Raw genomic sequence first — 26006 nt, forward strand, 5'->3', positions numbered from 1 at the left:
ATCCTGTCCGAGCGGGTCAACCCCCGAACCGCTCGAGGTAGGCCAGGGCGTCGTCGTCGGCGCGGCCGTGGTCGCGCGCGATCCGCGCCCACCGCATCGACATCTCGTGGAACCGGAGCGGGTTGTAGACGTCCTCCTCGCGCGAGAACAACCCGTCGCCGGCGTAGGTCATGATCGTGATGTTCGGCTCCTCGAGCATCGTCCCGTCGCCCGGGTCCGGCATCGGGTTGCGCACCTCGCAGACCAGCCGGGCGCTCTCCGCGTCCACGACCTGCCAGGCCAGCGGGAAGCCGGTCATCACCCGTCCCGGGTACGTCGTCATGGTCCGCACCGACCACGCCCGGATCTCCTCGCGCCCGCGGAACGTGCCCATCGCGTGCTCGACGTACTCCGCGTCCTCGGTGAACAGGTCGGCGTAGCCGGTCCAGTCGCCGGTCGCCACGAAGCCCTCGACCTGCCGGTGGAAGGACGCGTACGCCGACCTGATCTCGTCGGCCGTGAAGGAGGTCACGGCCGGATCCTAGGTCTCGATACACCCGGATCGGTGCTCGCACGCTCGCACCGGCGGGCACTCGACCTTCTCGCGACGACGCCGACCGCTCGTTCCCTCGCGGCCGGCTGCGCTCGAAGCACTACTCTCCCCGCATGACCGGAAGGGCGACCGAGGGCGGGGACCAGCCGGTCAGCCCCTTCGGCGCCCGCATCCTCGGGCCGGCCGACCAGGACCCCGACCGGCTGCGGCTCCGCATCCAGCTGCTGCTCACCGGCGCGCTGACGTCGATCAACGTGATCGGGTCGGCGGTCGTGTTCACGATCAGCAACTTCGTCGTGCCGTCGGAGCCGCCGACGACCGCGACCAAGGTGGCGCTGGCGATCGCGGTGCCGACCTACGTGCTGGTCGCGGCGGTCGTCGGTGTCGGCTGGGGGACGGCCTCGACGCTGCGTTCGCTGCGCTGGGCCACGACGGACACCGAGCCGACGGAGGCCGAGCGGACCCGGGCGCTGCGCGTGCCCATGCAGCTGACGGCGATGCAGCTCACGCTGTGGCTGATCGGGACGGTGGTCTTCACGAGCCTGATCTGGGCCGTGCAGCCCGCCCGGGCGGTGAACACGGCCGTGACCGTCACCATGGGCGCGGTCGTGGCGGCCGGCATCGCCTACCTGTCGGTGGAGTTCGCGCTGCGACCCCTGTCGGCGCGGGCGCTCGCGGGGAGCACCGCGACGCACCCGCGCAGCCTCGGCGTCGGCCAGCGGATGGTCGTGTTCTGGGCGGTCGGCACCGGCGTGCCGGTCGTGGGGCTGATGGTCGCGGGGCTGCTCGCGCTGGTGGACGACGAGACCACCCTGCACGAGCTCGCGATCGTCACCATCGTCGCCGGCGGCCTGATCCTGGTGACCAGCCTGGTGATCACCCTGCTCACGGTGCGCGCGATCGTCGCCCCGATCATGTCGGTCCGCAACGCGATGCGCGCGGTGGAGGCCGGGGACCTCGACGCCGACGTCGTGGTCTACGACGGCACCGAGCTCGGCATGCTGCAGAGCGGGTTCAACCTGATGGCCAACGGCCTGCGCGAGCGCGAGCGGATCCGCGACCTCTTCGGCCGCCACGTCGGCCACGACGTCGCGGCCGCCGCCGCCCTCGACACCGGCGAGATCGAGCTCGGCGGCGAGGCGACCATCGCGTCGGTGCTGTTCATCGACCTGCTGGGGTCGACGGCCTACGCGACGGCGCACGGCCCGGTCGACGTCGTCGCGATGCTCAACCGGTTCTTCGCTGTCGTGGTCGACGAGGTCGACCGGAACGGCGGCCTGGTCAACAAGTTCATCGGTGACGCGGCGCTCGCGATCTTCGGCGAGCCGGTGCGCAAGAACGACCACGCGGCGTCGGCACTGACGGCCGCCCGGGCGATGTGCGCGCGGCTCACGGAGGAGGTCCCCGAGGTCGGCTTCGGGATCGGCGTCGCGACCGGGATGGTGGTGGCGGGCAACGTCGGCCACGAGCAGCGCTACGAGTACACGGTCATCGGCGACGCGGTGAACTCGGCCGCCCGGCTCACCGACCTGGCCAAGCAGGAGACCGGGCAGCTGCTGGCGATGTGGCACACGGTCGAGGTCGCGTCGTCCCGCGGCGACCCGGAGGCCGCGCACTGGCAGCGGCACGGGGCCACCGTGCTGCGTGGCCGCACCGAGGAGACCGCGCTCGCCGTACCGAAGGGCTAGGGGCGCGAGCTGCCCTCCTGCGGGATGGATCACGGCGGCCTGTCGGGCGCACTGGTGAGTCGACGTCACCTGTCAGTGGGGGAAGGCACCCGACCCGATGATCCTGCGCGAGCAGCCCGCAGCCCGCCCGGCGAACCGCCCGGAGGGCCTGCAGGTGCGCCCGGCGTCGGCACTGCCGAGCTGGCCGATCGGCTGCCTGTTCGGCGGGCTGCCGGTGTGGTGGGCGATCGGCGTCCTCGACATCATCACGGTGCCGTTCGCCCTGCTGATGGCCTGGCTGATGGCACGGTCCTCGGGCGTCCGGGTCCCGCGCGCGTTCGGTTGGTGGCTGCTCTACTGCGCGGTCGCGGGCGCCTCGGTCGTGATGCTCGACCGCGCCTCCGGTCTCGCGTTCTTCAGCTACCGGTGGCTGCTCTCCGCCGCGGCCGGCGTGCTGTTCGTCTACGTCTTCAACGCGCGCGCGACGCTGACGTCGCGCTACCTGTCGGGGACGCTCACCCTCTGGTTCGTCTACACGACGGTCGGCGGGTACCTGGGCCTGCTGATCCCGACGGCCTCCTTCGCCACGCCCATGCACCGGCTGCTGCCGGCCGCGGTGACCGCGAACGAGCTGGTGGGGCAGATGACGGTGCGCACCTTCGCGCAGTTCAACCCCTACGGAGTGCTCGAGGTCTCGCCGCGGCCGACCGCGCCGTTCCTCTACACCAACAACTGGGGCAGCGTGTACGCGCTGCTCATGCCGTTCGTCGTGGTCTACCTGGTGCACACCTGGCGCACGGCGCGAGCCTGGCTGGTCGCGATCGTGCTCGCGGCCTCCGTCGTTCCCGCCTTCCTCACCCTCAACCGCGGCATGTTCCTCAGTCTCGGCGTGGCCACGGTGTACCTCGTGCTCCGGTCGCTCCTGGCCCGGCAGTGGGGCGTCGCGGCCCTGGTCGTCGCCGCCGCGGTCATCGGCGTGACCGTCTTCAACCTGCTCCCCGTGAGCGAGCGGCTCGCTGTCCGCCTCGACGAGAACGCCGCGGCGACCAGCAACGACTCGCGCCTGTCCCTCTACGAGCAGTCGCTGTCCGCCGTCGCGGACTCGCCCCTCCTCGGGCACGGCGGCCCCATCCAGGGCACCGACGCCCGCGAGCCGGACGTGGGCACCCAGGGCCAGCTCTGGATGGTGCTCGTCTCGCACGGTCCGCTGGCGGCGGCGTCGTGGGTGATCTTCTTCGGCATGATGTACGCCCGCGGCCGCGGTCGCGGCGATCCGATCGGGGTGGCCGGCTGCACGACCGTGGTCGTCGGCACCGTCCAGCTCCTCTTCTACGGCCTGCTGCCCTACGGCCTCCCGCTGCTGATGATCGCGGCCGCCGTGGCCGCCCGCGGTCCCGAGGCCGACCGGCCCGCCCCCCTTCCTGCAGGAGGCCAGGCATGACCGATCTCCGCCCGTGCCCACGCGTCGGCGTGGTGATCCCCACGACCGACCGCCCTGCTCTGCTGCGCCGCGCGATCGCGGCCGTCGTCGCCCAGGACTACCCCGGCCCGATCGAGACGGTCGTCGTCTTCGACGGCACCGAGCCCGACCCGGACCTCGTGGTCACCGAGCAGGAGCGGCCTCTGCGCCCCGTGCGGGTCCTGCCGAACACCCGCACCTCGGGGCTGTCCGGGACCCGCAACACCGGGATCCTCGGGCTGGACACCGAGTTCGTCGCGTTCTGCGACGACGACGACCACTGGCTCGCCGCCAAGGTGCGACGCCAGGTCGAGCGCGCGACGGCACCCGACCACCCGGAGATGGTGACCTGCGCGATCACCGTCGACTTCGACGGCGTCCGCACCGACCGGCTCGCCGGCACCGACGCAGTCACCCACGCCGACCTCACCCGGTCCATCTACTCGATGCTGCACTCGTCGTGCTTCTTCTTCGACCGCCGGACCCTGGTCGAGGAGATCGGGCTGATCAACGAGGAGCTGCCCGGGAGCCAGCTCGAGGACTGGGACATCAAGCTGCGAGCGGCGGCGCGGCGGCCCATCGCCCACATCGACGAGCCGCTGACCGTCGTGCAGTGGGGGCGGGCCTCGCTCTTCGCCCGCCGCTGGCACACCAAGAACGCCGCCCTGCGCCACATCCTGACCCTCCACCCCGCCATCGCGGCCGACCGGCGGGGGGCGGCGCGCGTCTACGGCCAGCTCGCCTTCGGGACGGCAGCCGCAGGAGAGCGCGCCGAGTCGTGGCGCTGGATCCGGCGGTGCGTGCGCAGCGACCCGCGCCAGTGGCGCGCGGCGGCCGCGCTCGCCGTACTCCCCAACCCGCGCAACGCGGAGCGGGTGCTCGACACGCTGCACCACTTCGGGCGAGGCGTGTGACCACCGTGAACAGCTCGATGCACCTGTCCGAGAAGGAGTCCCCAGCGTGACCACAGACCTGCAACCCACCGTCGAGATCAGCCGCTTCGGCCTGGCGATCTGGCGGCGCTGGCGGATGATCGCGCTCTGCGTTATCTCCCTGCTCGTCGCTGCCTGCGCCTGGCTGGTCCTGGGACCCTCGTCGGTCACGGCGACCACCGAGGTCACGGTGAACGTCATCTCGACCGACCCCTTCACGTCGCAGCGCACCTCCTCGGAGCTGATCGACCCGGCCACCGAGCAGCAGCTGATCAAGTCCTCCGAGGTGCTCGACCGCACGGCGAGCAAGCTGGGCGACGGCGCCACCGCCGGTTCGATCCTCCGCGGCCTCGACACCGAGGTCATCCCGGCGTCCACGGTGGTCCGGATCAGCTGGACCGGATCAGACGCCGCCCACGCCCAGGTGGTGGCCGACACGCTCGCGGAGGAGTACCTCGACTACCGCGGCGAGCTGGCGCGCGAGCGCCAGCAGGAGACGCTCGCGCCCCTCAACCAGCGGCGCGACTCCCTCATCGACCAGCTCCGGCAGGCGAGCTCGGGGCGCACCACCCTCTTGAACGAGCTCAACCTCGTCTACAGCCAGATCACCGACGTGTCGAGCCTCGCCACGTCCGGCGGCACGGTCCTCACCCGCGCGGCGGACACGACCCCGTCGGCGAGCCCCGATGCCGTGCAGGTGCTGGCCGCTGCTCTCGTGCTGGGTCTCCTGCTGGGCACCGTGATCGCGGTGGTCGACGACATCGTGCGCCGCCGCGTGCACGACGCGTCCGACGTCGCCGCCGGCGGTGGCGGGCCGATGCTCGCCCGGCTGCGGGCCCGCAGCGCCGCCGAGCTGGCCGAGCCCGAGGACCGGGACGCCCTGCAGACCGTGTGGCACCGGCAGCGGCACCAGGTCGCGGTCGACGTACCGGTGATCCTGGTGATCGGGGCGTCGGTCGGAGCACCGGTCGTCGAGGTGGCTCGGGCCCTCGAGCTGGCCGCCAACATGGTGGACGCTGCCGGCCTGCACACCAACCGGCGGCCCCGCGCGGTCCCCGTCCCGGCCGAGGAGGGGTACGCCGTGGCCCTGTCCCTCGCACCCCGCGCGCACGTGGTGGTCCTGGCCGCCGAGGCCGGCCGCACCCCGGTGCGCAAGCTCGCGATCCTGGTCGAGCACCTCCGCGCGATCGGTGTGGAGCCGGCGGGGACGGTGGTGGCCCACCGGTTCACCGACACCACCGAGAAGGACTTCTCCGACCTGCTCGAGGAGCTCGCTGATGCCGGTCCGAAGGCGGCGCGAGCCGTCATGGCCGACCGGAGCGACCGCGGCGACCGCAGCGACCGCAGCGACCGCAGCGACCAGTCGGAAGCGGTGCGATGAGCCGGATCGCGGCGCACAAGGAGGCCGCTCCGCGCTGGCTGAAGGACGCGGCCAACCTGACCACCCGGAGCTACGCCCTGTCGACGACCGCGGCCCGGCCGGGCCCGGACTTCCTGGTGATCGGCACCAAGCGAGGCGGTACGACCTCGCTGTTCGGCTACCTCCTGCAGCACCCGGCGCTGCTCGGCCTCTTCCCGCAGCCGCGGGGACGGAAGAGCACCGACCACTTCTTCGCCTCGACGCAGCGCGGCGAGCGCTGGTACCGCTCCCACTTCCACACGCAGGTCTACCGCAACCGGCTGGCCCGACGGACCGGCGACCGGCCGCTCGGCGGCGAGGCGTCGCCGTACTACCTGTGGGACCCGCGCATCGCCGGCCGGGTCCACGCGCGGTATCCGCAGGTCAAGGCGATCGCGCTGCTCAGGGACCCGGTCGAGCGCGCCTGGTCGCACTACCAGGAGCGCACCGAGAACGGCGTCGAGCCGCTCGGCTTCGCCGACGCCCTGGCGGCGGAGGAACGCCGCACCGCCGGCGAGCTGGAGCGCATGCTCGTGGATCCGGGCTACCACAGCACCGCGCACGACTGGTACAGCTACCGGGCACGCGGCGTCTACCTCCCGCAGCTGCACAACTGGTTGTCGGTGTTCGCCGCCGAGCAGCTGCTGGTGCTCCGCAGCGAGGACATGTACGACGACCCGCAGTCGGTCCTCGACCAGGTCTGCCGCTTCCTCGGGGTCGGCTCGTTCGCCCTGCCCGACCGCCGGCCCCGCAACGCCAGCCGGTCGCGGTCCACGATGCCCGAGCACTGTCGTGCGGAGCTGGCCGAGTTCTACCGCGAGCCCAACCAGGCGCTGGAGGCCTTCCTCGGCCGCTCGCTGCGATGGACGACCCCGGGGGCACCGCGGTGAGCGGACTCGGTGCCGTGGACCATCTCGTCGAGCAGCTGTGGGCCCCGGCGCTCGCGAGCGGCGACATCCGGATCCAGGCCGGCACGCCCGGTTCCCGCCACCAGCGCGGTGGCTGGAGCGACGTCGAGACCTATCTCGCGCTGCCTTCGGTCGGTTCCGCGACGATGCTCCTGCCGGCGGCGAACCGGGAGGTGCTGGCGCGCTCCCTGCTCAACTTCAGGCGACTGCGCGCCCGCGGACCGAGCACGCAGCGCGCGCTGCTGGGCTGGACGACGGGCGCCGGGCTGCCGCTCCCCTTTCCCACGGTCCGCATCCAGACGCGCGCACCTCGCGGCGAACGCCCCGAGCTGCCCACCGAGCGGGTCGCCCGCGACCTGGGGCTCCCGCGCGTCCACGCCTCCCTGGGTGTCCGTACCGCCGCCAACCGCAAGGCCACGCTCCAGCTCGTCGACGACGCCGGGGACCCGGTCGGTTTCGCAAAGTTCGCCTGGGACCCCGCCAGTGCCGCCGCGGTGACCCGGGAGGCCGACGTCCTCGCGCGGCTCGCCGGAGGCGCCCACGACCTCCGCACCCCGCGCCTGCTGGCGCGAGGGTCGTGGCACGGGCATCCCTACCTGGTGAGCGAGCCGCTCCCGAGCGGGGCCCGCCGGCCGGACCCCGCGGTGCTTCCGAGAGCCCAGGAGCTCTTCGCCCTGTGCCCGATCGTGCGGCACGACACCGTCGACCGCACCGGTCAGCTGGTGGCGCTACGCCGGCGGATCGAGACGCTGCAGGAGGCGGGAGCGGAGACCGGGCTCCTCGCCAGGGCCGTCGACCTCCTCGACCGCATCGACCGCATCGACGTACCCGTGGCCGCACGCTGGCACGGTGACCTGACCGCGTGGAACTGCGCCCGCGACGACCAGCAGCGGCTCTGGTGCTGGGACTGGGAGTCGACCGAGGCCGACGCGGTGGCGGGCCTCGACGCCGTCCACTGGGCGGCGACCGACCTGACCCTGCGCGGCCACCGCTACGGCGGCGCCGTGCTCGCCGCGGCGGCCGAGAAGGCGGCACCGTTGCTGACCGCGGCCGGCCACTCGCGCACGACGCGGGCGGCGGTGCCGGTCCTCTACGTGGCGATCCTCGTGGAGCGCGCGGTCGCGCTCGCCGTCGGCAACGGCGGTTGGGACGAGGGCTGGCTGTCGCAGAGCGAGGCCTTCGAGCTCGTCCGGGCCGCAGGCGCCATGGTCCCCGCACTCCGGGACAGCCGTGTCGACCAGCACTGAGCCGGAGGCCGCCGTCCCGGCGCGCTCGGTCACCGCCGACCTGCGCAGTGCTGCCCGGGGCGGCCTGTTCACCGTGGCGGGAGCAGCGACCAGCACCGCCATGGGCTTCGTCCTCACGATGCTCCTGGCCCACGAGCTCGGGGCGGCCGGCGCCGGGGTGGTCCAGCAGGCCATCGCCGCGGCCACGATCGCGCTGGCTCTCGCCCGCCTGGGCATGGACACCACCGCGGTGTGGCTGCTTCCCCGCCTCCGCCGGCAGGCCCCGGCGAGCGTGCGCGGCGCCTGTACGACGATCGTCGGGCTCAGCGCCCTGGGCGGCGCGCTCGTCACCGCGGCCTGGCTCGGCCTCGACGCCCTCAGCGGCCGCCCGCTCCTCGGCGACGTGCGGGTCGACCAGGCCTTCACCGCGGTCGCCTGGGCGCTTCCCTTCGGGGCGGTCATGCTCACTGCCCTCGCCGCGACCCGCGGCTTCGGGAACGTGGTGCCCTTCAACCTGATCGGCAACATCGCGGTGCCCGGGCTGCGGCCGGTCGTCGTCGGCCTGGTCTGCCTGATGGGCGGGTCCGCGGTCGCCGCCGCCTGGGGCTGGGCGGTCGTGCTTCCTCCTGCCGCTGCCCTGGCGGTCCTCGTCCTAGCCCGCCGGGTGCGGGCCGAGGAGCAGCGGCGCGACGACGGGTCCGGTTCGTGGCGGTCCACCGGCGCGCTCCGTCGTCAGGTGCTGGGGTTCGGCCTCCCGCGCACGGTATCGACGATGCTCGAGCAGTCCCTGGCCTGGCTCGACGTGATCCTGGTCGGCATCCTGCTGGGTCCGGCGGCTGCGGGCATCTACGGCGTCGCCTCGCGGTTCGTCGCCGGGGGCCAGGTGGTGATGACGGCCCTGCGGATCGTGGTCGCTCCCCAGTTCAGTGCACGACTGGCGATGGGCGAGAAGGCCGAGGCCCAGCACCTCTACGCCGTCACGTCGACCTGGATCGTGGTCTGTGGCGCCCCGGTCTACCTGCTGCTGGCCTGCTTCGCGCCGTCCATCCTCGCGCTGCCCGGCGGTGAGTTCGTCGAGGGCGACGGTGCGATGGTCGTGCTGTGCCTCGGTGGCCTCGCGCTGCTCTCGGGCGGCAACATCCAGTCGCTGCTGCTGATGACCGGCCGCAGCGGGTGGGCGCTGGTCGACAAGCTGGTCGTGGTGACCGTCAGCGTGACCGGCAACCTGGTGCTCATCCCCGTGTGGGGCATCACGGGAGCCGCCGCGACGTCGTCCGCGTGCTGGGCGCTGGACGGACTGCTGGCCGCCGTGCAGGTACGCCGGTTCACGGGCATCAGCCCGTCGCTGCGCCGGATCGGTGGCGGGCTCGCCCTCGCCTTCGCGGTCACCGCGAGTGCGGCGCTGGCGGGGCTGGCGCTCGGCGGGCAGTCGCTGACCGGCCTCGCGGTCGCAGCCGCGCTCACCGCGCTCGGCATGCTGGGAGCGGCGTACGCAGCCCGTGGGCCGTTGCACCTCGACGAGCTCTCCGGGCTCCTGCGCCGCCGCGGCGGCACCCGGCTCAGCGAGCGGGAACCCAGGTCGTGACACTGTCGACGAGGAGCGTGGCGCGATCGCCGCTCCAGTCGTCGTCCGCCCGCGGCGCCCCGCCCCAGCCGCCGACCTGGAGGTTGATCCGCAGGTTCCACCTCTTGCCGACGTCGTAGTAGCTGTCGTACCAGCCGGGTGACCCGGTGCAGAACGCCGCCTCGACCTCGCCGTCGACCCACATCACCATCAGGCCCGGCGTCTTGCGGAGGACGTAGGTGTGCCAGCCGGTGCCGGTGCGGTCGCCGATCCCGGCGAACGGATAGCGGCGGGCCGCCACCTGCTGGTCGGGGCCGTAGCTGGTGTGGATGCTGTGGTGGACGGTCGGGCGCTCGCCCGGCTGGTGCGTCGTCTCCGCGAGATCGATCTCGCCGCCGCTGCCGTCCGTGGGGCGCAGCCAGAGGGGCGCCGCCCACAGGCCCGGTCGCGTCGGCACCTTCGCCCGCACCTGGACCTGGAACGTCGGCGGCAACGAGTACTTGCCGTCCGTCGCCACGTACCCGGACGTGAAGTCGCGGCCGCCGGCCGCCTCGCGCCGCGCGCTGATCGCCAGGTCGCCACCCCGGGTCGTGACGTTGCCGGCCAGCAGGTAGGCGTCGTCGTGGTCGAGGAGGGTGTGGTCGCGGACCGTCCACCAGCGGCTGTCGATCCGGTCGAAGTCGTCGTTCAGGTCCGGTCGCCAGTGCCGGGACTCCGCGGGAGCATCGGGGCGCACGGTGTCGGCCGGGCGACCGAGGAGGCAGGCCCGGCTGGCGGCGTCGACGCCGCGCAGCTCGTCGAGATCGAGGCCGTCGTGACGGCCCGCGCGCTCCTTGGCCGCCGTGGGGTCGAACGGATCGGCGGGCGGATCCGTCGACGGTCCGTCCTTCCCCGATGACGCACCGGCCTCGTCGCCGGCCAGACCCCCGTCCACGTCGCGCAGCGCGACCGCGGTGATGCCGGCCGCCAGCACCGCCGACGACAGCGCGAGCAGCCAGCCCCGGACCCGGTCACGGTGGTGGGGCCTCACGAGGTGCTCATCTCCCGGTCGATGCGGTGGTCACCCGCTGTGTGTCGCGAGCGCCCGCAGCTCGAAGGTCAGGTCGGGCGTGGCGCGGTAGTTGAGGTGGGTCTCCACGGCGATCACGTTGGCCCCGGCGTGCAGCAGCCCGAGCGGCACGTCGACCACGATCGGATCGGCTGTCGCCGCTGCCTCGCGCGGGGCGGAGGTCGCGTACGTCCCCTGGGTGAGCGTGCCGGTCGGCAGCCGCTTGCGCGCCACCTCGACGCCGTTGACGTAGACGGCCGCGCCGTCGTTCGCCACGCCGGTGAGCTGCAGCGAGGTGAGGGTCTGGAACTCGGCGCTGGTGCCGAGGTCGATCGCCCGCCGGAAGTACGCCGTCAGCGGCCGCTCGGCCGTCGTCGCGAAGGAGTCGATGCCGGTGACGACGGACGCGGTCCCCCAGCCGAGCACCGCCCGGCCGGTCCGCCACGCGGTGTCGTCGAAGCCGGTCTGGGCCCACGTCGACGGCGGGGCGCTCGTCTGGTACCACCAGCGCCAGGAGGCGTCCGCCGCGACCACCTCCGACTTCGCGGCCACCGGGAGCGCGAGCGTCGAGGCCGAGACGTTGCCGGCGCCGTCGGCGGCGCGGACGAAGTAGCGAGCCGGACCGTCGTAGGGCAGCGTGATCGTGGTCGCCTTGGTGGCGGCGATCGGGCGGTCGTCCCGCAGGACCTGGTAGTGCACACCACTGGGGTCGCTGCTGGCCCCCCACGCCAGGGTCACCTGGCCGCCGGTCTGGTCCACGACGCGGAGCTGTCCGGGCCGCTCCGGCGGTGTGACGTCACGGGGGCTGTAGCGGGCGAACCCACCGGACGGATCCTTGGCGCTGCGGGTCGAGGACGCGGTCTCGATGTCCCCACCCATCCACATCCGGCCGTTCGAGTCGGCCGTGATCGCCCAGATGCCGGCGCCCAGGCGCAGCTTCATGGCCGGCGTGAAGCCGGGCACCCGCTGACCGGTCACCGTGCTGAAGGCGCCGACCCAGTGCACCGTGTCGGCCTCGCTCCACGGCGTGGAGTCGAGCGGCCAGGTGACGGCGCCGGTGAAGGAGTTGGAGTTGCAGTGGCAGCCGGCATAGAGCACGTCGCCGTTCGCGCCGATCGCCTGGACGTCGCCCTTCGGGTCGAAGATCGTGGTCGCCTGCCGCGCGAAGGTGGTGGGCGAGAACTGGAACAGGCTGTGCTCCGAGCCGCCGACCCAGATCCGGCCGGGGGTCGCGGCGATCGCCTGCTGGTAGTCGTTGCTGCTGCTCCACTTGGGAGTCCAGGCGGGCGAGGCCAGGTCGCCCGAGCCGGAGGTCAGCACGGCGGCCGCCCGTCGGGCCGGCACGCCCCCCTTGGCCTGGGTGAAGTAGCCGGCGGCGTAGACCTGCGACAGGTCGCCGGTTGCGTCGGCGGAGGAGGCGACGTCGACGACCGTCCCGTTGAGCTCGGGGTTCCAGCCGGTCGCGACGGCGGCGTGCTGCACGTCGACCCGCGCGAGGTTGCGCATGTAGGTCGCGGTGGACTGGAAGGTGCCCTTGAGGTGCGTGAAGGAGCCACCGATGTAGAGGTTCTGCCCGACGACCTTCAACGCCCGTACGGCGACGGTCCCGCCGGTCACCCGGTTCTCGATCTGCAGCGACCAGTCGGGCGAGGTCGCGCCGGTCGAGGGGTCCAGGGCGACGATCCCCGTCGCCGGCTGCCCGTTGGCCTTGGTGAAGATGCCGCCGGCGACGACCCTGCCGTCGGGGAGGGTCGCCAGGGTGCGCACCTGCTGGTCGAGCACCGGGCGGAAGGACGGGATCCACTCACCGGTGTTGACGTCGAAGGCGGCGAGGTAGGACTGCTGGTACTGGGTCCCGTCGTCGGCGGTGACGTAGCGGAAGTTGCCGCCGACGTACATCCGGTTGCCGGACTGCGTGAACGCCTGCACCTCGACGTCGCCCTCCCACGTGACGGGGCTCGCGAGGCCGGTGACCCCCCAGGTCAGAGCGTCGGCGAGCGAGGAGGCCTCGCTGGGCTGCCTGATCGGTGCGGTGCCGGTGTCGGGGATCGTCGAGAAGCCCGTGGTCGAGGAGATCTGGGGACGTAGGTAGACGAGCGTGAAGGGCAGCGCGTTGCCGCTGTTGGTCGGCGAGTAGAGGTAGGCGTTGTCCGCGCTGGAGCCCGCGACGTTGGCGCCGTAGCCGAACCCGTAGTTCCACCCGGTGACCTTGCGGTCGGTGGTGTCCACCCAGCGGAAGGAGCTGTCGGTGCCGAAGGCGTTGCTGCGGCCGCCGCTGCGCGTGACGCCGTCGATGGTGTAGGAGCTCAGGGGATGGCCGGCGTCGAACGACCAGACCCATCGGTCCCGGTTCGCCAGCTTGAACCGGGCCTCCTGCCACGCGCTGCCGTTCATGGAGGTCGCACGTCGCAGCCGAACGCCGTCGGGGAGCGCGTCGACGCGCCCGCCGTTCAGCAGCTGGTCGACGGCGGTGCTCGAGAGCTGGTGCACGTCCGCCCCGCCGGCGAAGTCCGGGGTCAGCAGCGCTGCGCCCGCGTCCCGGCCGTCGTAGTCGCTGGTCCACGCGTTGCGGCCCTTGGCCACCAGGACCCAGCCACCACCGTCGGTGGTCTGGTCGCAGTAGAACCGCGCCGGTTCGGCCATCGCAGGTGTCAGCAGCCAGTACGCCCCGCTGGGTGCGTCGGGGCGTCGCTGCTTGATCTCCCAGCAGGAGCCCGCCGCGGTGTCCGAGGTGGATCCCAGCGAGGCGGCGGGCGGGGCGGCCGCCCGGGGTGCGGCCGACGGCGTGGTCGCGGTGGTCACCGTCGCCCGCACGGGCGACGACCAGAGGCCGACGGCGACGACGGCGAGGACCGTCGCGGCAACGGCGAGGGAGCGGGTCGGGTTCCTGCGCACGGTGCGTCCTGACGGGGTCGGATCGGTCGGGTGGGCCGGCGGTCGGGCGCGGCGATGCTGCGGCGGTGCGGCCGGGCGTCCAGCGTGGCCGGGAGGGAACGCGCTGTCGTCATCAGAGTTGGTGATCATCGCCGCTCCCTCAGCAGTCGGGATCGTTGGGGAAGGTCTGGTCGGTGACCTGCCAGCCGGCACCGGCGGGAGCGAGGGCGAAGATCATCGATGTCCGCGACCCGGCCGAGCCCGGCGGCAGCCGGTGGCCGTCCCGGTCGGTCACCACGACGGCCGCCTGGTCGACGCACGCGCGGACCTGGAGACCGCCCGGGACTCGGTGGACCGCCATGCGCACGATCCGGGGCTCACCGCTCACGGTCCAGCCGTAGTCGGCGTACTCCGTCGCCTGGGCGAGCACCGCGGCGCGTGCCGCCCCGGCCACGAGGCCCGGGTCCAGGACGGAGCCGGCGTCGCGGGGCGCGGCGAGCGCGCTGTTCATGCCGGCCATCGCCCTGCCGACCGTGTCGACCGCGGCCGACACCTCGGCCCGCCCGGTTCCACGGCTGGTCACGCGGCGGGGGGCGGGCGTCGGGACGCTGTCGACGGTGGTGTGTCCGGACGTCGCGTCCGCCGTGGAGGGTCCGCCCTGTGCCTCAGGAGACCCGGAGCCCGAGCACCCGGCGAGGGCGAGGGGCGCCACGAGTGCGGCGACGACCACGCGGGAGCGCGGGAACGAGCTCGTCGCGTCCTTGCCGGCCCGACGTCGCATCAGGCGTCCTTGGTGAGCCGGTCCCGGACCGTGGCGAGCCGATGCATCGTGCCCGACTCCACGATCGAGAGGAGCTCGTCGAGCGGGGCCGGCGGTCCGTCGCCGCGGCCACCGATCATCTGGCGCGCGTTGACGCCCCAGGGCACGAACAGTCCCTCCGCGGCGAGGTCGTCCACGGCCCTGGCCACGTCGTCGGCGTAGCTGCCGTAGTCGTCGAACACCACGATGCCGGCGTCCGCGAGCCGGGGCAGCCAGTGCTGACCGTCCTCCATCACCGCCTCGTAGGCGTGCCAGCCGTCGATGTAGAGCAGGTCGATCCGACCGCCCCCCCAGTCCCTCGCGGCCTCCATGGAGGTCGCTCGCACCATGTCGATGCGACGGTCGGGGTCCAGGCTCCTCACGAAGTAGCGGAACAGGTCCCACGTCGGCAGCTCGTCGAGGCCGAGGCGCTCGAGGTGCTGACGATCGCCCGTGTGCGGATCGATGGCGGTCACCCGGCCACCCCGGCCGAGCGCGGAGAGGATCCGGGCCTGGAACACCGCGCTTCGTCCCAGGTAGGAACCGATCTCGACGACCGTCGGGTCGGGCGGGAGGGCCTGCAGGGCGAGGGTGAACGCGGCAGCCTGCCGCTGCTCGAACCAACCCGGTACGCCGCCCGCGGCCTGCCAGGCCGCGTCGAACTCAGCTGGGAGCAGCTGCTGGATGCGCTCCCACTGGTAGCGCCGCACGGCCGCCGAGGCGCCCTCGGTCAGGCTCCGCCGCATCGTCGAGAGCATTCCGTCGTCCCCTTCGTGGTCCTGGCCGCGCGTCGAGCAGACTCAGACGCAGCTCGCCTGTCGGAGGACTGGTGTCGCTCAGGCGACGATCTGATCCGTCCCGACCACGGAAATCGGCTGGCTGCTCCGGGTCACCTGCAGCGCGCCGGCCAGCCGCAGGTGCTCCAGGGAGAGCGCCTCCGGGCTCCCGGCGTCGACGGCCAGGCCGCGGGCCGCGAGGCCCTGAGCCATCCGGACCTGGTGGTCGTCCCGGTGCTCGCCCCTGCCGGCGCGCCGCGGCAGCACCACCGGGACCTTCCCGGCGGCCAGCGCGGTCAGGATCGAACCGGCGCCGGCGTGCGTGATGACGACGTCCGCCCGCGCCATCGCCGTGGTCAGCTCGGTCGTGGTCAGCCACCGGTTGCGCGCGAGGCCGTCGGCACAGTCGGTGTTGCCGACCTGCCAGGTGACCTCGACCGTGGGCGGCAGGACGCGCTCGACGGCGTGCACGGCGCGATCGAAAGGGAACTGCTCGCTGCCGAGGGCGACCAGCACGGAGGTGACCGGTGACGTCGTGCCCGTCGGGCGGACCTCGAAGGCGCTGAAGGCGTCGAGCTCGAAGGCCCACGGCTTCGGCCAGCCCGGCTGCGGGGCGAGGAGCCGCACGTTCGGCAGGGACGCGGCGAGGCGGCCCGTGATCGACGGTCCGTCCAGGCGCGCGACGGACTCGACGTACACGATCGGCGTCCGCGAGCGGGCCGCGGCGATCAGGTGGGGTGCGGCCTGCGCCGCACCCGTCGAGACGAGCAGGCGGGGTCGGAGGCGGCGGTGCAGGGCCATCGCGAAGCGGAGGTTGCGCATCGCCTTGCCGTACTCGCGGGACTGGACGAGGGGTGACCAGGTCACGTCCTCGCCGGCCAGGCGGTCCTCGGTCTGGATGTGCCGCGCCACCGCCCAGTGCCGGTCGGCACGATCGATCCGCAGCGCGTCGACGACGAGCTCGAGCTCCGTGAAGTGGCCGCCGACGGAGGAGACGAGCAGGACGGGGCCCGCGCCGGGGTGCGGTCGGGACCGGTAGGGGACGAGGGTGGCCATCCCGCGACCGAAGCCGACCGGCCGAGCCGACCGGCGCGGGAGACGGGAAGTTACCCCATCTGAGTCAGCGCGGTTCGTGGATCTACCGCATTTGGTGGATCACGGACGCCCGGAGCCTGCACCTGTGTGTCGACGGCCCCGATCGGGGCTCTCCCCATCGAGCAGGGACGGAGGCGACGCGATGGCACGGCAACCGTGGGTCGCCGGCGGCGCGATGTCCACGCCGTCCACGGCGGCGGCCTCGAGCACGACCGTCGACCGTCGCATCGCGGTCGTCGACGACCACCAGCTCCTGGCCGAGTCGCTCGGGATGGCCCTCTCGGTCCACGGGTACGACGTGCGCCGGATCCCCGTCCCCGCGACGGGCGGCGCGCCGGGGGCCCTGGTCGCGGCCGTGCAGCGGATCCGGCCGCGGGTGGTGCTGCTCGACCTCGACCTGGGCGGGTTCGGCGACGGCGGCCGGCTGCTCGGTCCGCTCTCCCGGTCCGGCATCCGGGTCGTCGTGCTCACCGGCTCGATCGACCCCCCGCGCTGGGGCGCGGCCCTCGCTTCCGGCGCGAGCACCGTGGTGGCCAAGAGCCGTGCGCTCAACGAGGTCATCTCCATCGTGCGTCGCGCCAACGAGGGGCTCAGCGTGATGGACGGCCGCGAGCGCGACGACCTGATCGCGGCCTGGCACGACCGGCTGGCGCGGCAGGACGCGGACGAGGACCGGCTGGCACGACTGACGCCGCGTGAGTCCGAGGTGCTGGCGGCGCTGATGGACGGCCGGAGCGTGCGCGACATCGCCGCCGCGAGCGTGGTGTCGACAGCCACCGTGCGCACGCAGGTGAAGTCGATCCTCGCCAAGCTCGACGTGTCGTCGCAGCTGGCCGCGGTGAGCCTGGCCCACCGCTGCCACTGGCGGTACCCGGGAGCCGCCTGAACGACCGGGCCGGGACGGTGCGGCCCGCGGTCAGGCGAGTGCGTCCAGCAGGCGCACCACCCGCAGCAGGATCGCCTCGAGGTCGACCTCGGGGTGCATGTCGCTGATCAGGGCGTCCCTCTCGAGCACGGCCAGGCCGTGAGCCGCGGCCCAGCCGAGCGTCGCGAGCTCGGCGGCGGGGGCGTTCCGGCCCCAGCCGCACCGCTGCGCGTGCTCGAGCAGCTCGACCTGGAGCGCGCGGTACGCCTCGCGGGCGCGCAGCAGTCGCGGGTCGCCCGCACGAACGAGGTCGGGCCGGAACATCACGTCGAACATCGCGGGGTGCAGCAGCGCGAACTCGACGTACGCCGTCGCACCGGCCACGACCTGGCGGCCTCCCGAGGGGTCGACGTCCTGCACGGCGCTCCGGGTCCGCGCGCACAGGACGTCGAAGCCCTCGAGCGCCAGCGCGGTGAACAGGCCCGCTCGATCCTCGAAGTGGTGGGCGGTCGCCTGGTGGGAGACTCCGCACCGGCGGGCGATCGCGCGCAGGCTCGCCCGCGCCGGGCCGACGGCGGTGATCTCCTCCTCGGCCGCACGCAGCAACCGCTCCCGCAGGTCGGGCTGCCGCATGGGCCCTCCTCCTAGCCTGCGTCGTGGGTCGCCGGTGCCGTCATCCGGCGCGGCCACCATAGGCGGGGTCCCAGGAGGGTCGCCAGGCCGGGCACCAGCACGGTCCGGACCACGAAGGTGTCGATGAGGAGCCCGGCCCCGATCGTGAGCCCGCACTGTCCCATCGTCGTCACCCGTCCGGCGAGCAGCGCGAACATGCTCCCCGCGAAGATCAGCCCCGCGGTGGTGATGACCCCGCCCGTGGCGGCGGTCGCCCGGGCCACACCGGACCGATCGCCGTCGGGCGCCTCCTCGTGCATCCGCTTGGTCAGCAGCAGGTTGTAGTCGGCGCCCACCGCCACGAGGACGACGAACGCGACGGCGACGACGGTCCAGTCGATCTCGCGGCCGAGCACCAGCTGGAAGACGCCCACCGCGAGACCCATCGCGGAGGCGTAGGACAGGACGACCGTCGCCATCAGCATCGCGGCGGCGACGAGGCTGCGCAGGAGCAGCAGCAGGACGAGGAAGACCGCGACCAGCGCCCCGATCTCGATCAGCCGGAGGTCGTCGGCCGACAGCCGGACCAGGTCGTGGTTCGTGCTCGCGATCCCGGTGGTGCTCACGTCTGCGCCGGCCAGCCGGGTGCCCGCGAAGGACCCGCGGACGATCTCGGCGATGTCACTGGTCCGCGCCGCGGCGGCGTCGCCGAAGGCGTTCTCGGAGTCGAGCACCATGAACCGGGCCGTCCGCCCGTCGTCGGACAGGTAGAGCCCGCTGGCCGCAGCGAACCGCCTGTCGTGCAGTGCGGCGGGCGGCAGGTAGAAGCCGCCGATCGCCGGGTCCCTGGCGACCGCGCCCGTGCGTCGCAGGTGCCGGGACGCCTGGGCCAGGCCCTTGCGCAGCTCGGGCAGCGACGCGGCGACCTGCTCGGTGCCGCCCGCCAGCCGGCCGGCGCCGTCCGCGAGCCGGCCGGCGCCGTCCGCGAGCCGTTGCGCGCCGGCACCGAGACGGCCCAGCCGCGAGGCGAACTGCCGCTGCCCGTCGCGCAGCGCGCGGACGCCCTGCTCTGCGCGTGCGATGCCCTCACGGAGCCGCGAGAGCCCCTCGCTGAGCTCGCCCGAGCCGGAGGCCAACCGGTGTGCGGCTGCTGCGGCCGTCCGGAGCCCGGGCAGCAGCTGGTCCCGCTCGGCCGTCCAGATCTGGACCAGCCCGGCCCGCGCTCGCCGGCAGGCAGGATCGAGGCCGCAGGTGAGGCTCTTGTGCTGCAGCGCGTCGACCACGGCCCCGAGCCCGTCGACGGCCAGCCGGGTGTTGGCGGCGGCCAGGTCCAGGCCGTGGGCCAGCTGCTGCGTCCCACTCGCGATCCGGTCCGAGCCGGAGGACGCCCGTTCCGCGCCGCGGAGCAGCCGGTCCATCCCGGACGCCAGCCGCCCGGCACCGGCCGCGAGCCGACCGGCGCCCGAGACGGCCAGGCCGGTCCCGTCGGCCAGCCGGTCCGCGCCGGCGCCCAGCCGCCCCGCGCCACCGGCGACCCGGCGCGCACCACCCGCCAGCTTGCCGGCCCCCTGCGCGCCGTCCCCCAGGCGGTCGCCGGCGTGCCCGAGCCGGCGGCCGACGACGGCAGCCTGGTAGCCGACCGAGGCCTGGTCGATCCGGCGGCCGTCGGGCCGGGTGATGGTGCGCACGAGGTCGATGCCGGGCTGACGCGCGACCGAGCCGGCCGCACGCTCCAGGAGCGCCAGGTCCGCCGGGTCGCGCAGGTCGTGGTCGGCCTGGACCAGCACCCAGTCCGGCACGACCTCGTTGATCGGGAAGTGCTTGCCGAGCAGTGCGTACCCGCGGTTGCTCTCGGTGTCGTCCGGCTGGGACGAGCGGGTGTCGTAGCTCAGGTCGATCAGCGGGAACAGTCCGGCGAGCAGGAGCAGCGGCACCAGGGACAGGACCACCGCCCGCAGCGGAGCCGCCGCGACGCGGTCGGCCAGGCGCTGCCACCCGGTCCCGCCTGCGGCCGCTCGCGGCTCTAGGAGCCCGCGCCGACCCGCGACTGTCAGGAGCGCCGGGACCAGCGTCAGGCTCACCGCGAGGTTGACCATGATGCCGACCGCGATCGGCGGGCCGGTGGTCGTGAAGAAGCCCATCCGGGCGGCGGCCATGCAGAGCGTCGCCAGCACCACGGTCAGGCCCGAGCCGAGCACCACGCTGGCGACCCGGGTGGTGGCGAGCGCGGCCGCCTCACCCGGGAGGACGGCGAGCCGTCGCTGCTCGTGGTAGCGGGCGAGGAGGAAGACCGCGTAGTCGGTGCCCGCCCCGAGGAGGATCGCGGTCATGAAGGAGCCGCCGAAGGTCGACACCGGGAAGACGCCGGCGAGCCCGCAGGCCGACACGACGGCGCGGGCCACGCCGAGCCCGACGCCGACGACGGCGAGGATGAGGCCCGCGGCCAGCAGCGACCGGTAGATGAGCAGGAGGATCAGCCCGATGAGCACGACCGTCGCGATCGTGATCCGGACGACGCTGCGGTCGGTCTCGTCGGCAAGGTCGGCGACCGTCGCCGTCGGGCCCGTGACCTCGACCTCCAGCCCGTCCGGCACGTGCTCGGAGGCGACGCGACGCACGTCGCTCACCTGCTGGATCGCCGCCGGGGCACCGGTCGGGGCGGTCGTCCCGACGAGCAGGTAGCGCGCCTCCCCGTCGTCGCTCGTGAGCGCCTTCAGGAGCTCGGGACGGCGGCGCACGTCCTGGACGAAGCCCACCTCCCCGTGCAGGCGGCGCAGGCGGTCGGCGACCCCGACCAGGTAGGCACGGTCCGCGGCCTCGAGGCCTCCGGAGCGCGCGGTCGCGAGCACGAGCACGCTCTGGCTACGACCGTTCCCGAAGGCCTCGTCCATGGCGTGGGCGGTGCGCATCGACGGCGAGTCGACGGGCACCATCGGCGAGGCGTTGCGCGCGGCGACGGTCTCCAGCTGCGGCACCGCGAGGTTCAGGACCGCGACGACGACCAGCCAGCCCGCCACCACCCACCACGGCCGCGCGGTGACCAGGCGGGCGGGACGAGAGGCCGCGTCCGAGGCACGACGTCCCATCCGGCCTCCTCACCCGCGCAGTGCTCCTTGCCACTGGCAAGGGAGGGCGGCAGCGTAGCCCGTCGTCCTTGCCAGTGGCAAGGACGCCAGCGCCGCCCGGCACCGGGTCAGACCACGGTGGCGTCGCTGCGCGGGTCGATCAGGATCTTGGCGTGCCGCTCGGGGTCGGCGAGGGCGCCGAACGCGCCGGCCACGCCGCCCAGGCCGACCTCGCCGGTGACGAACGGCGCCACGTCGACCTTGCCGTCCGCGATCCAGCTCAGGGTCTGGTGGAACTCCGAGGGGTCGTAGGCGAACGCGAACCGGAGCTCGAGCTCCTTGTTGATCGCCATCGACGGCCGGAACCTGTCCTCGTCCATGCAGACGCCGACGACGACCACCCGCGAGAGGAGCGGCGCGTTGCTGACGACGTGCTCGATCATGCCGGGCAGCCCGACGCACTCGAAGACGACCGGGCCGCGCGGCGTCGCGCCGGCCTTCTCGGCCGCCCGCATCACGTGCCACCACGGGAGCATCGGCACCCGGCGGAGCTTGTCCATCGCGTCGATCCCCAGCTCCGCCAGGGCGATCGCCTCCGTCAGGTAGCGGCTGGACTCCTCGAAGGACGACCACGGCGAATCGTGCGCGGGGTCGACGACGACGTCTGCGCCGCACCGCCCGGCCAGCTCCCGGCGGGTCGGCGAGAAGTCGCTCGCGATGACGTGCCGGACGCCGCTCGCCTTCAACATCGAGATCACGGCGAGCCCGATCGGGCCGCAGCCGATCACGACGGCGGTGTCCTTGGCGCCCACCCTGCCCTTGCGCACGGCGTGCAGCGCGACGGCCAGCGGCTCGGTCAGCGCCGCCTGCTCGGCGCCGAGCGAGTCGGGCACCCGCATCGTCATCGACTCGACGGTGAGCACCTGCTCGGCGTACCCGCCCGGCGCCTTCTCGCTCAGACCGGTCAGGTGCACGGCACCCTCGGTCTTGAGCACCGGGAGCGCCACGACGCGGGTGCCGATCGGCCACGGCTCGCGACAGCCCGCGCCGTAGCCGGCCACGGTCCCGACGAACTCGTGGCCCATCACGACGGTCTGCGCCGCGCGCATGAAGTCGTCGTACCCCAGCTCGGCGGCGCCGTCGGCCGTGACGTCCGCGTGGGTGCGGGCGTGCAGGTCGGACCCGCAGATCCCGCAGCGCTCGACGTCGAGCAGCACCTGCCCCCGACCCGGCACGAGGTCCGGGACCTCGGCGACCTTCAGCTCGGACTGGTGGCAGGTGACGGCACGCATGCCGGGAGAGTATTGGGTCCCCGTGAGTTAGGGTTACCTAAGTAAGTGTTACCTAACTCGAAAGGCGTCCCGGTGCACCGACGCTCCCTCCTGGCCTGCTGCACGCTCCTCGCCGCGGCCACCCTCCTCTCCGGCTGCAGCACCGGGTCGACCCAGGCGACGGACACCCCGTCCGCTGCGACGTCGGCGGATCCGGACGCGTTCCCGGTGACGATCGAGCACGCCTACGGCGAGACCACGATCCCGAGCGAGCCGGCGCGGGTGGTGTCGATCGGCTCCAGCGACCAGGACGACCTCCTCGCCCTCGGCGTGGTCCCGGTCGGGATCCAGAAGGTCACCTGGGGCGGCAACGCCCGCGGCACCACGCCCTGGTTCGACGCCCGGCTGGAGGAGCTCGGCGGCGCCACCCCCACCCTCCTCGACGAGACCGACGACATCCCCGTCGACGAGGTGGCCGCGCTCGAGCCGGACCTGATCCTCGCCACGCTGTCCGGGATCACCCAGCAGCAGTACGACAAGCTCTCCAAGATCGCACCGGTGGTCGCCTACCCCGACCAGCCGTGGACGACCACCTGGCAGCAGTCCCTGGAGATGACCGGCGAGGCGGTCGGGCGGTCCGAGCTCGCCGAGCAGCTGGAGGAGGAGACCGAGGCGGCGTTCACGCAGGCCCGCACGGACTTCCCGGAGCTCCAGGGGAAGACCTTCATCTGGGGCGCGCTCGCGACCACCGACCTCTCCCAGGTCTACTACTACACGCCCCGCGACCTTCGGCCGGTCTTCCTCACCTCGATCGGCATGCAGAACGCGCCGGTGATCGAGCGGATCAGCCCGGAGGACTCCTTCTACGGACAGCTGTCGGCCGAGCGGGCCGCGGAGCTGGAGTCCGACTTCTTCTTCACCTACGCGGTCAAGGAGTCCGACGCGCAGACCTTCGCCGACGACCGGCTGCTCGGCCGGATCCCGGCCATCGCCAACGGGCACCTGTGGGCCTCGACCGACAACATCACCTCCAACGCGGCAGGTGTCCCGACCCCGCTCTCGGTTCCCTACGCGATCGAGCACTTCGTGCCGAAGGTCGCCGAGGCGGTAGCCGGCCGGTGACCCTCGCTCCCGGCCGGGGCCGGGCGGCGTACGTCGTCCTCGGCGTGCTGCTCGTCGTCGCGCTCCCGGCCTCGATGTTCCTCGGCGCCCGCTGGGTCCCGCCGAGCGACCTCCTGGATGCGGGCAGCGGGGGCCGGGCGATCATCGAGGCTCGGCTTCCCCGCACCGCGCTCGGCCTGCTGGTCGGGGCGGCGCTCGCGCTCGCGGGCGGCTGCCTGCAGGGCCTGACGCGCAACCCGCTCGCCGACTCGGGCCTGCTCGGCGTCAACGCGGGCGCGTCCTTCGCGATGGTGGTGTCGGTCTCGGTGCTCGGCGTCAGCTCGCTGCAGGCCTACCTGTGGTTCGCGCTCCTCGGGGCAGCCTCGGCAGCGGTGGCCGTGCACGCCGTCGCGTCGTTCGGTCGGGACGGCGCGACGCCGGCGAAGCTCGTCCTCGCGGGGGCCGCCCTGTCCGCAGGCGTCGCCAGCTGGACGAGCGCCGTGCTGCTCACCGACCGCCAGACCTTCGACGTGATGCGCCGCTGGCAGGTCGGCACCATCGGCGGCCGGGACTGGGACGTCGTCGTGACCGGGCTCCCGTTCCTCGCCGCGGGCGCGCTGCTGGCGCTCGCGGGCGCGCGGACCCTGGACACCATCGCCCTCGGCGACGACCTCGCGCGCGGCCTGGGCCGGCACCCGGCCCGCGACCGCATGGCCATCGGGCTCGCCGTCGTCCTGCTGGCCGGCTCCGCCACCGCCCTGGCCGGTCCGATCGCGTTCGTCGGCCTGGTCGTCCCGCACGCGGTCCGGGCGCTGGTCGGCGGCGCGTACGTGCGGGTCCTCCCGCTCTCGATGGGGTACGGCGCCGCCCTGGTGCTGCTCGCCGACGTCGTCGGCCGCATCGTGCTGCCGCCGACGGAGGTGCAGGTCGGGATCATGACCGCGGTCGTCGGCGTCCCGGTGTTCTGCTGGTTCCTCCGCCGCGGACGGATGGCGGGCCTGTGAGCGCTGTCGCCGTACGCCGCGCCCGGCGGGCGCCCCGGCGCCGGCTCGCGCTGGTGCTCACCGGGCTCGCGGCGGCGCTGGTCGCCGCCTTCCTGCTGCGCGTGCTCGGGGGCGACTACACCGTCACGCTCCCGGACTTCCTGCGCATCCTCGGCGGCGAGCAGATCCCGGGAGCCACCTTCATCCTCACCGAGTCCAAGCTCCCCCGCGCCGTCCTCGGCCTGCTGGTCGGCGTCGGGTTCGGGGTGGCCGGCGCGATCTTCCAGGGCACCCTCCGCAACCCGCTCGCCAGCCCCGACCTGATCGGGGTCAGCATGGGCGCGAGCGCCGCGGCGGTCTTCGCCATCGTGGTCCTCGACCTTTCGGGGACGGCCCTGTCGGTGGCCTCGGTCCTCGGTGCCGTCCTCGTCGCGGCGACGATCCGGCTCGCCGCCGGTCCCGGCGCCGGCTACCGCCTGGTGCTCGTCGGCGTCACCGCCGCGGCCGCGCTGATGGCGATCGTCGAGTACCTCTTCACCCGCGCCGACCAGTACGACGCCCAGCTCGCCCTGCGATGGCTCACCGGCAGCCTCAACGCCGCCGACTGGCCGACGATCCGCGCGCTGGCGCTCTGCCTGGCCGTGCTGCTCCCGGCGGTCGCCAGCACGGCGCGCGCCCAGCGGGTGCTCGAGCTCGGCCGCGACGTCGCCACCGGCCTCGGCGTCGGCCGGACCACCGCCGACGTGCTGCTCGTCGTCGCCGTCCTGCTGACCGCGCTGGGGGTGGCGGCCGCCGGGCCGGTCGCGTTCGTGGCGTTCGCCGCCGGTCCCGTCGCGCGGGCCCTCAACGGCGGTCGCTCGACGCTCTGCGGGGCGGCGCTGGTCGGCGCGGTCCTGGTCGTCCTCGCCGACCACCTGGCGGCGTACGCGATCCCCGACGTGAACCTGCCCGTCGGCGTGGTGACCGGCGCCCTCGGCGCGCCGTTCCTGCTGTGGCTGCTCGCCTCCGGGCGAGCCGGAAGGAGATCCGCATGAGGCTCGTCGCAGAAGGGCTGACCCTCGGCTACGGCGGCACCGCGGTCGTCGACGACGTCACCCTCGCCGTACCCGACCGGGCGACCACCGTCGTGGTGGGTCCCAACGGGTGCGGCAAGTCGACCCTGCTTCGGGGCATGGCTCGGCTCCTGCAACCGACCCGTGGCGCGGTCCTGCTGGACGGGCACGCCATCCACCGGCTGCCGACCAGGCGGGTCGCCCGGGTGCTCGGGCTGATGCCGCAGTCGCCCGTCGCGCCCGAGGGGATCACCGTCGTGGACCTGGTCGGGCGGGGTCGCCAACCGCACCGAGGCCCGCTGTCGAGGTGGAGCCCGGCCGACGACGCCGCCGTGACGGAGGCGCTGACGCGCACGGGCACGCTCGACCTGGCGCACCGCGTCGTCGACGAGCTCTCCGGCGGGCAGCGGCAGCGCGTCTGGGTGGCGATGGCGCTGGCCCAGCAGACCGACCTGCTGCTGCTCGACGAGCCGACGACCTACCTCGACGTCGCCCATCAGCTCGAGCTCCTCGACCTCCTCCACACCCTCGGCCGGACGCGCGGCACGACCGTCGTGACGGTGCTCCACGACCTCAACCTCGCGGCGCGGTACGCCGACCACCTGGTCGCGATGCGCGACGGCCGGGTGGTCGCCGAGGGCAGGCCCCGCGATGTCGTCACCGAGGAGCGGGTGCGCGAGGTGTTCGGCCTCGACTGCCGGGTGGTCCCCGACCCCGTGTCCGCCACCCCCCTCGTGGTGCCCATCGGCCGCCACCACCGTCCCTGACCGGAGGAAGT

The 26006-nt window shown here is 73.7% G+C and carries 21 protein-coding genes; 12 read left to right on the forward strand and 9 right to left on the reverse strand.

Going from position 1 to position 26006, the window contains the following annotated elements; genetic code table 11:
* Nucleotides 1-16: 16 nt before the first annotated feature.
* Nucleotides 17-511 (reverse strand): nuclear transport factor 2 family protein, encoded by a 495-nt coding sequence (locus ABD709_RS10235; RefSeq protein WP_344774972.1) that lies wholly within the window; start codon nt 509-511, stop codon nt 17-19.
* Between the two features lie 134 nt (nt 512-645).
* Here ABD709_RS10235 and ABD709_RS10240 point away from each other — a divergent pair, with 134 nt between their 5' ends.
* The 7 genes from ABD709_RS10240 (at nt 646) to ABD709_RS10270 (ending at nt 9708) form a co-directional block, all read left to right on the forward strand.
* Nucleotides 646-2220: an adenylate/guanylate cyclase domain-containing protein gene (locus ABD709_RS10240; RefSeq protein WP_344774974.1), complete on the forward strand. Its 1575-nt coding sequence runs from the start codon at nt 646-648 to the stop codon at nt 2218-2220.
* A 97-nt stretch (nt 2221-2317) separates the two neighbouring features.
* Nucleotides 2318-3640: an O-antigen ligase family protein gene (locus tag ABD709_RS10245; RefSeq protein WP_344774976.1), complete on the forward strand. Its 1323-nt coding sequence runs from the start codon at nt 2318-2320 to the stop codon at nt 3638-3640.
* Nucleotides 3637-4572: a glycosyltransferase family 2 protein gene (locus tag ABD709_RS10250; RefSeq protein WP_344774978.1), complete on the forward strand. Its 936-nt coding sequence runs from the start codon at nt 3637-3639 to the stop codon at nt 4570-4572. The genes ABD709_RS10245 and ABD709_RS10250 overlap by 4 nt, the downstream gene beginning before the upstream one ends.
* A 46-nt stretch (nt 4573-4618) precedes the next feature.
* Nucleotides 4619-5971, forward strand: a complete 1353-nt coding sequence (locus ABD709_RS10255) for a Wzz/FepE/Etk N-terminal domain-containing protein (RefSeq protein WP_344774980.1) — start codon at nt 4619-4621, stop codon at nt 5969-5971.
* Complete coding sequence (locus tag ABD709_RS10260) at nt 5968-6879, forward strand: sulfotransferase family protein (protein WP_344774982.1); 912 nt, start codon at nt 5968-5970, stop codon at nt 6877-6879. Before ABD709_RS10255 ends, ABD709_RS10260 begins: the two co-directional genes overlap by 4 nt.
* On the forward strand, nt 6852-8144 hold the full coding sequence (locus tag ABD709_RS10265) for a hypothetical protein (protein ID WP_344774984.1): 1293 nt from the start codon (nt 6852-6854) through the stop codon (nt 8142-8144). The genes ABD709_RS10260 and ABD709_RS10265 overlap by 28 nt, the downstream gene beginning before the upstream one ends.
* Entirely contained in the window at nt 8128-9708 is a 1581-nt protein-coding gene (locus ABD709_RS10270; RefSeq protein ID WP_344774986.1) for a lipopolysaccharide biosynthesis protein, read from the forward strand. The genes ABD709_RS10265 and ABD709_RS10270 overlap by 17 nt, the downstream gene beginning before the upstream one ends.
* Here ABD709_RS10270 and ABD709_RS10275 read toward each other — a convergent pair.
* From ABD709_RS10275 to ABD709_RS10295, 5 genes are all read right to left on the reverse strand, one after another.
* Nucleotides 9683-10717, reverse strand: a complete 1035-nt coding sequence (locus tag ABD709_RS10275; protein ID WP_344774988.1) for a glycoside hydrolase family 16 protein — start codon at nt 10715-10717, stop codon at nt 9683-9685. The two genes, ABD709_RS10270 and ABD709_RS10275, sit on opposite strands and share 26 nt — an antisense overlap.
* A gap of 30 nt (nt 10718-10747) precedes the next feature.
* Nucleotides 10748-13630 carry a fibrinogen-like YCDxxxxGGGW domain-containing protein gene (locus ABD709_RS10280; RefSeq protein ID WP_344774990.1) on the reverse strand — a complete coding sequence of 961 codons (2883 nt, stop codon included), beginning with the start codon at nt 13628-13630 and terminating at the stop codon, nt 10748-10750.
* Nucleotides 13631-13769: 139 nt separating this feature from the next.
* Nucleotides 13770-14390 (reverse strand): hypothetical protein, encoded by a 621-nt coding sequence (locus tag ABD709_RS10285; RefSeq protein ID WP_344774992.1) that lies wholly within the window; start codon nt 14388-14390, stop codon nt 13770-13772.
* The gene (locus tag ABD709_RS10290; protein WP_344774994.1) at nt 14390-15154 is read right to left on the reverse strand and encodes a class I SAM-dependent methyltransferase; all 765 of its coding nucleotides are present in this window, start codon (nt 15152-15154) and stop codon (nt 14390-14392) included. The genes ABD709_RS10285 and ABD709_RS10290 overlap by 1 nt, the downstream gene beginning before the upstream one ends.
* A gap of 90 nt (nt 15155-15244) precedes the next feature.
* On the reverse strand, nt 15245-16240 hold the full coding sequence (locus tag ABD709_RS10295) for a glycosyltransferase (protein WP_344774996.1): 996 nt from the start codon (nt 16238-16240) through the stop codon (nt 15245-15247).
* A 181-nt stretch (nt 16241-16421) separates the two neighbouring features.
* Between ABD709_RS10295 and ABD709_RS10300 the strand changes: the two genes are divergently transcribed.
* The gene (locus tag ABD709_RS10300; RefSeq protein WP_344774998.1) at nt 16422-17165 is read left to right on the forward strand and encodes a LuxR C-terminal-related transcriptional regulator; all 744 of its coding nucleotides are present in this window, start codon (nt 16422-16424) and stop codon (nt 17163-17165) included.
* Nucleotides 17166-17195: 30 nt separating this feature from the next.
* Here the strand turns inward: ABD709_RS10300 and ABD709_RS10305 are convergent, their stop codons facing one another.
* From ABD709_RS10305 to ABD709_RS10315, 3 genes are all read right to left on the reverse strand, one after another.
* Nucleotides 17196-17777 (reverse strand): TetR/AcrR family transcriptional regulator, encoded by a 582-nt coding sequence (locus ABD709_RS10305; protein WP_344775000.1) that lies wholly within the window; start codon nt 17775-17777, stop codon nt 17196-17198.
* 11 nt (nt 17778-17788) lie between these two features.
* Nucleotides 17789-20842, reverse strand: a complete 3054-nt coding sequence (locus tag ABD709_RS10310) for an MMPL family transporter (protein ID WP_344775002.1) — start codon at nt 20840-20842, stop codon at nt 17789-17791.
* A 107-nt stretch (nt 20843-20949) separates the two neighbouring features.
* Nucleotides 20950-22113 (reverse strand): zinc-binding dehydrogenase, encoded by a 1164-nt coding sequence (locus tag ABD709_RS10315; protein ID WP_344775004.1) that lies wholly within the window; start codon nt 22111-22113, stop codon nt 20950-20952.
* Between the two features lie 72 nt (nt 22114-22185).
* On the opposite strand from ABD709_RS10315, the gene ABD709_RS10320 reads away from it, so the two are divergent.
* From ABD709_RS10320 to ABD709_RS10335, 4 genes are read left to right on the forward strand one after another with little or no spacing between them, the layout of a single operon-like run.
* On the forward strand, nt 22186-23214 hold the full coding sequence (locus tag ABD709_RS10320; protein WP_344775006.1) for an ABC transporter substrate-binding protein: 1029 nt from the start codon (nt 22186-22188) through the stop codon (nt 23212-23214).
* Nucleotides 23211-24197 carry a FecCD family ABC transporter permease gene (locus tag ABD709_RS10325; RefSeq protein WP_344775007.1) on the forward strand — a complete coding sequence of 329 codons (987 nt, stop codon included), beginning with the start codon at nt 23211-23213 and terminating at the stop codon, nt 24195-24197. The genes ABD709_RS10320 and ABD709_RS10325 overlap by 4 nt, the downstream gene beginning before the upstream one ends.
* Nucleotides 24194-25210: a FecCD family ABC transporter permease gene (locus ABD709_RS10330; protein ID WP_344775009.1), complete on the forward strand. Its 1017-nt coding sequence runs from the start codon at nt 24194-24196 to the stop codon at nt 25208-25210. Before ABD709_RS10325 ends, ABD709_RS10330 begins: the two co-directional genes overlap by 4 nt.
* The gene (locus ABD709_RS10335) at nt 25207-25995 is read left to right on the forward strand and encodes an ABC transporter ATP-binding protein (RefSeq protein ID WP_344775011.1); all 789 of its coding nucleotides are present in this window, start codon (nt 25207-25209) and stop codon (nt 25993-25995) included. The genes ABD709_RS10330 and ABD709_RS10335 overlap by 4 nt, the downstream gene beginning before the upstream one ends.
* Nucleotides 25996-26006 lie beyond the last annotated feature (11 nt).

Origin of the sequence: Nocardioides panacisoli, from assembly GCF_039537325.1 — a bacterium.
GTDB classification, from domain to species: Bacteria; Actinomycetota; Actinomycetes; order Propionibacteriales; family Nocardioidaceae; genus Nocardioides; species Nocardioides panacisoli.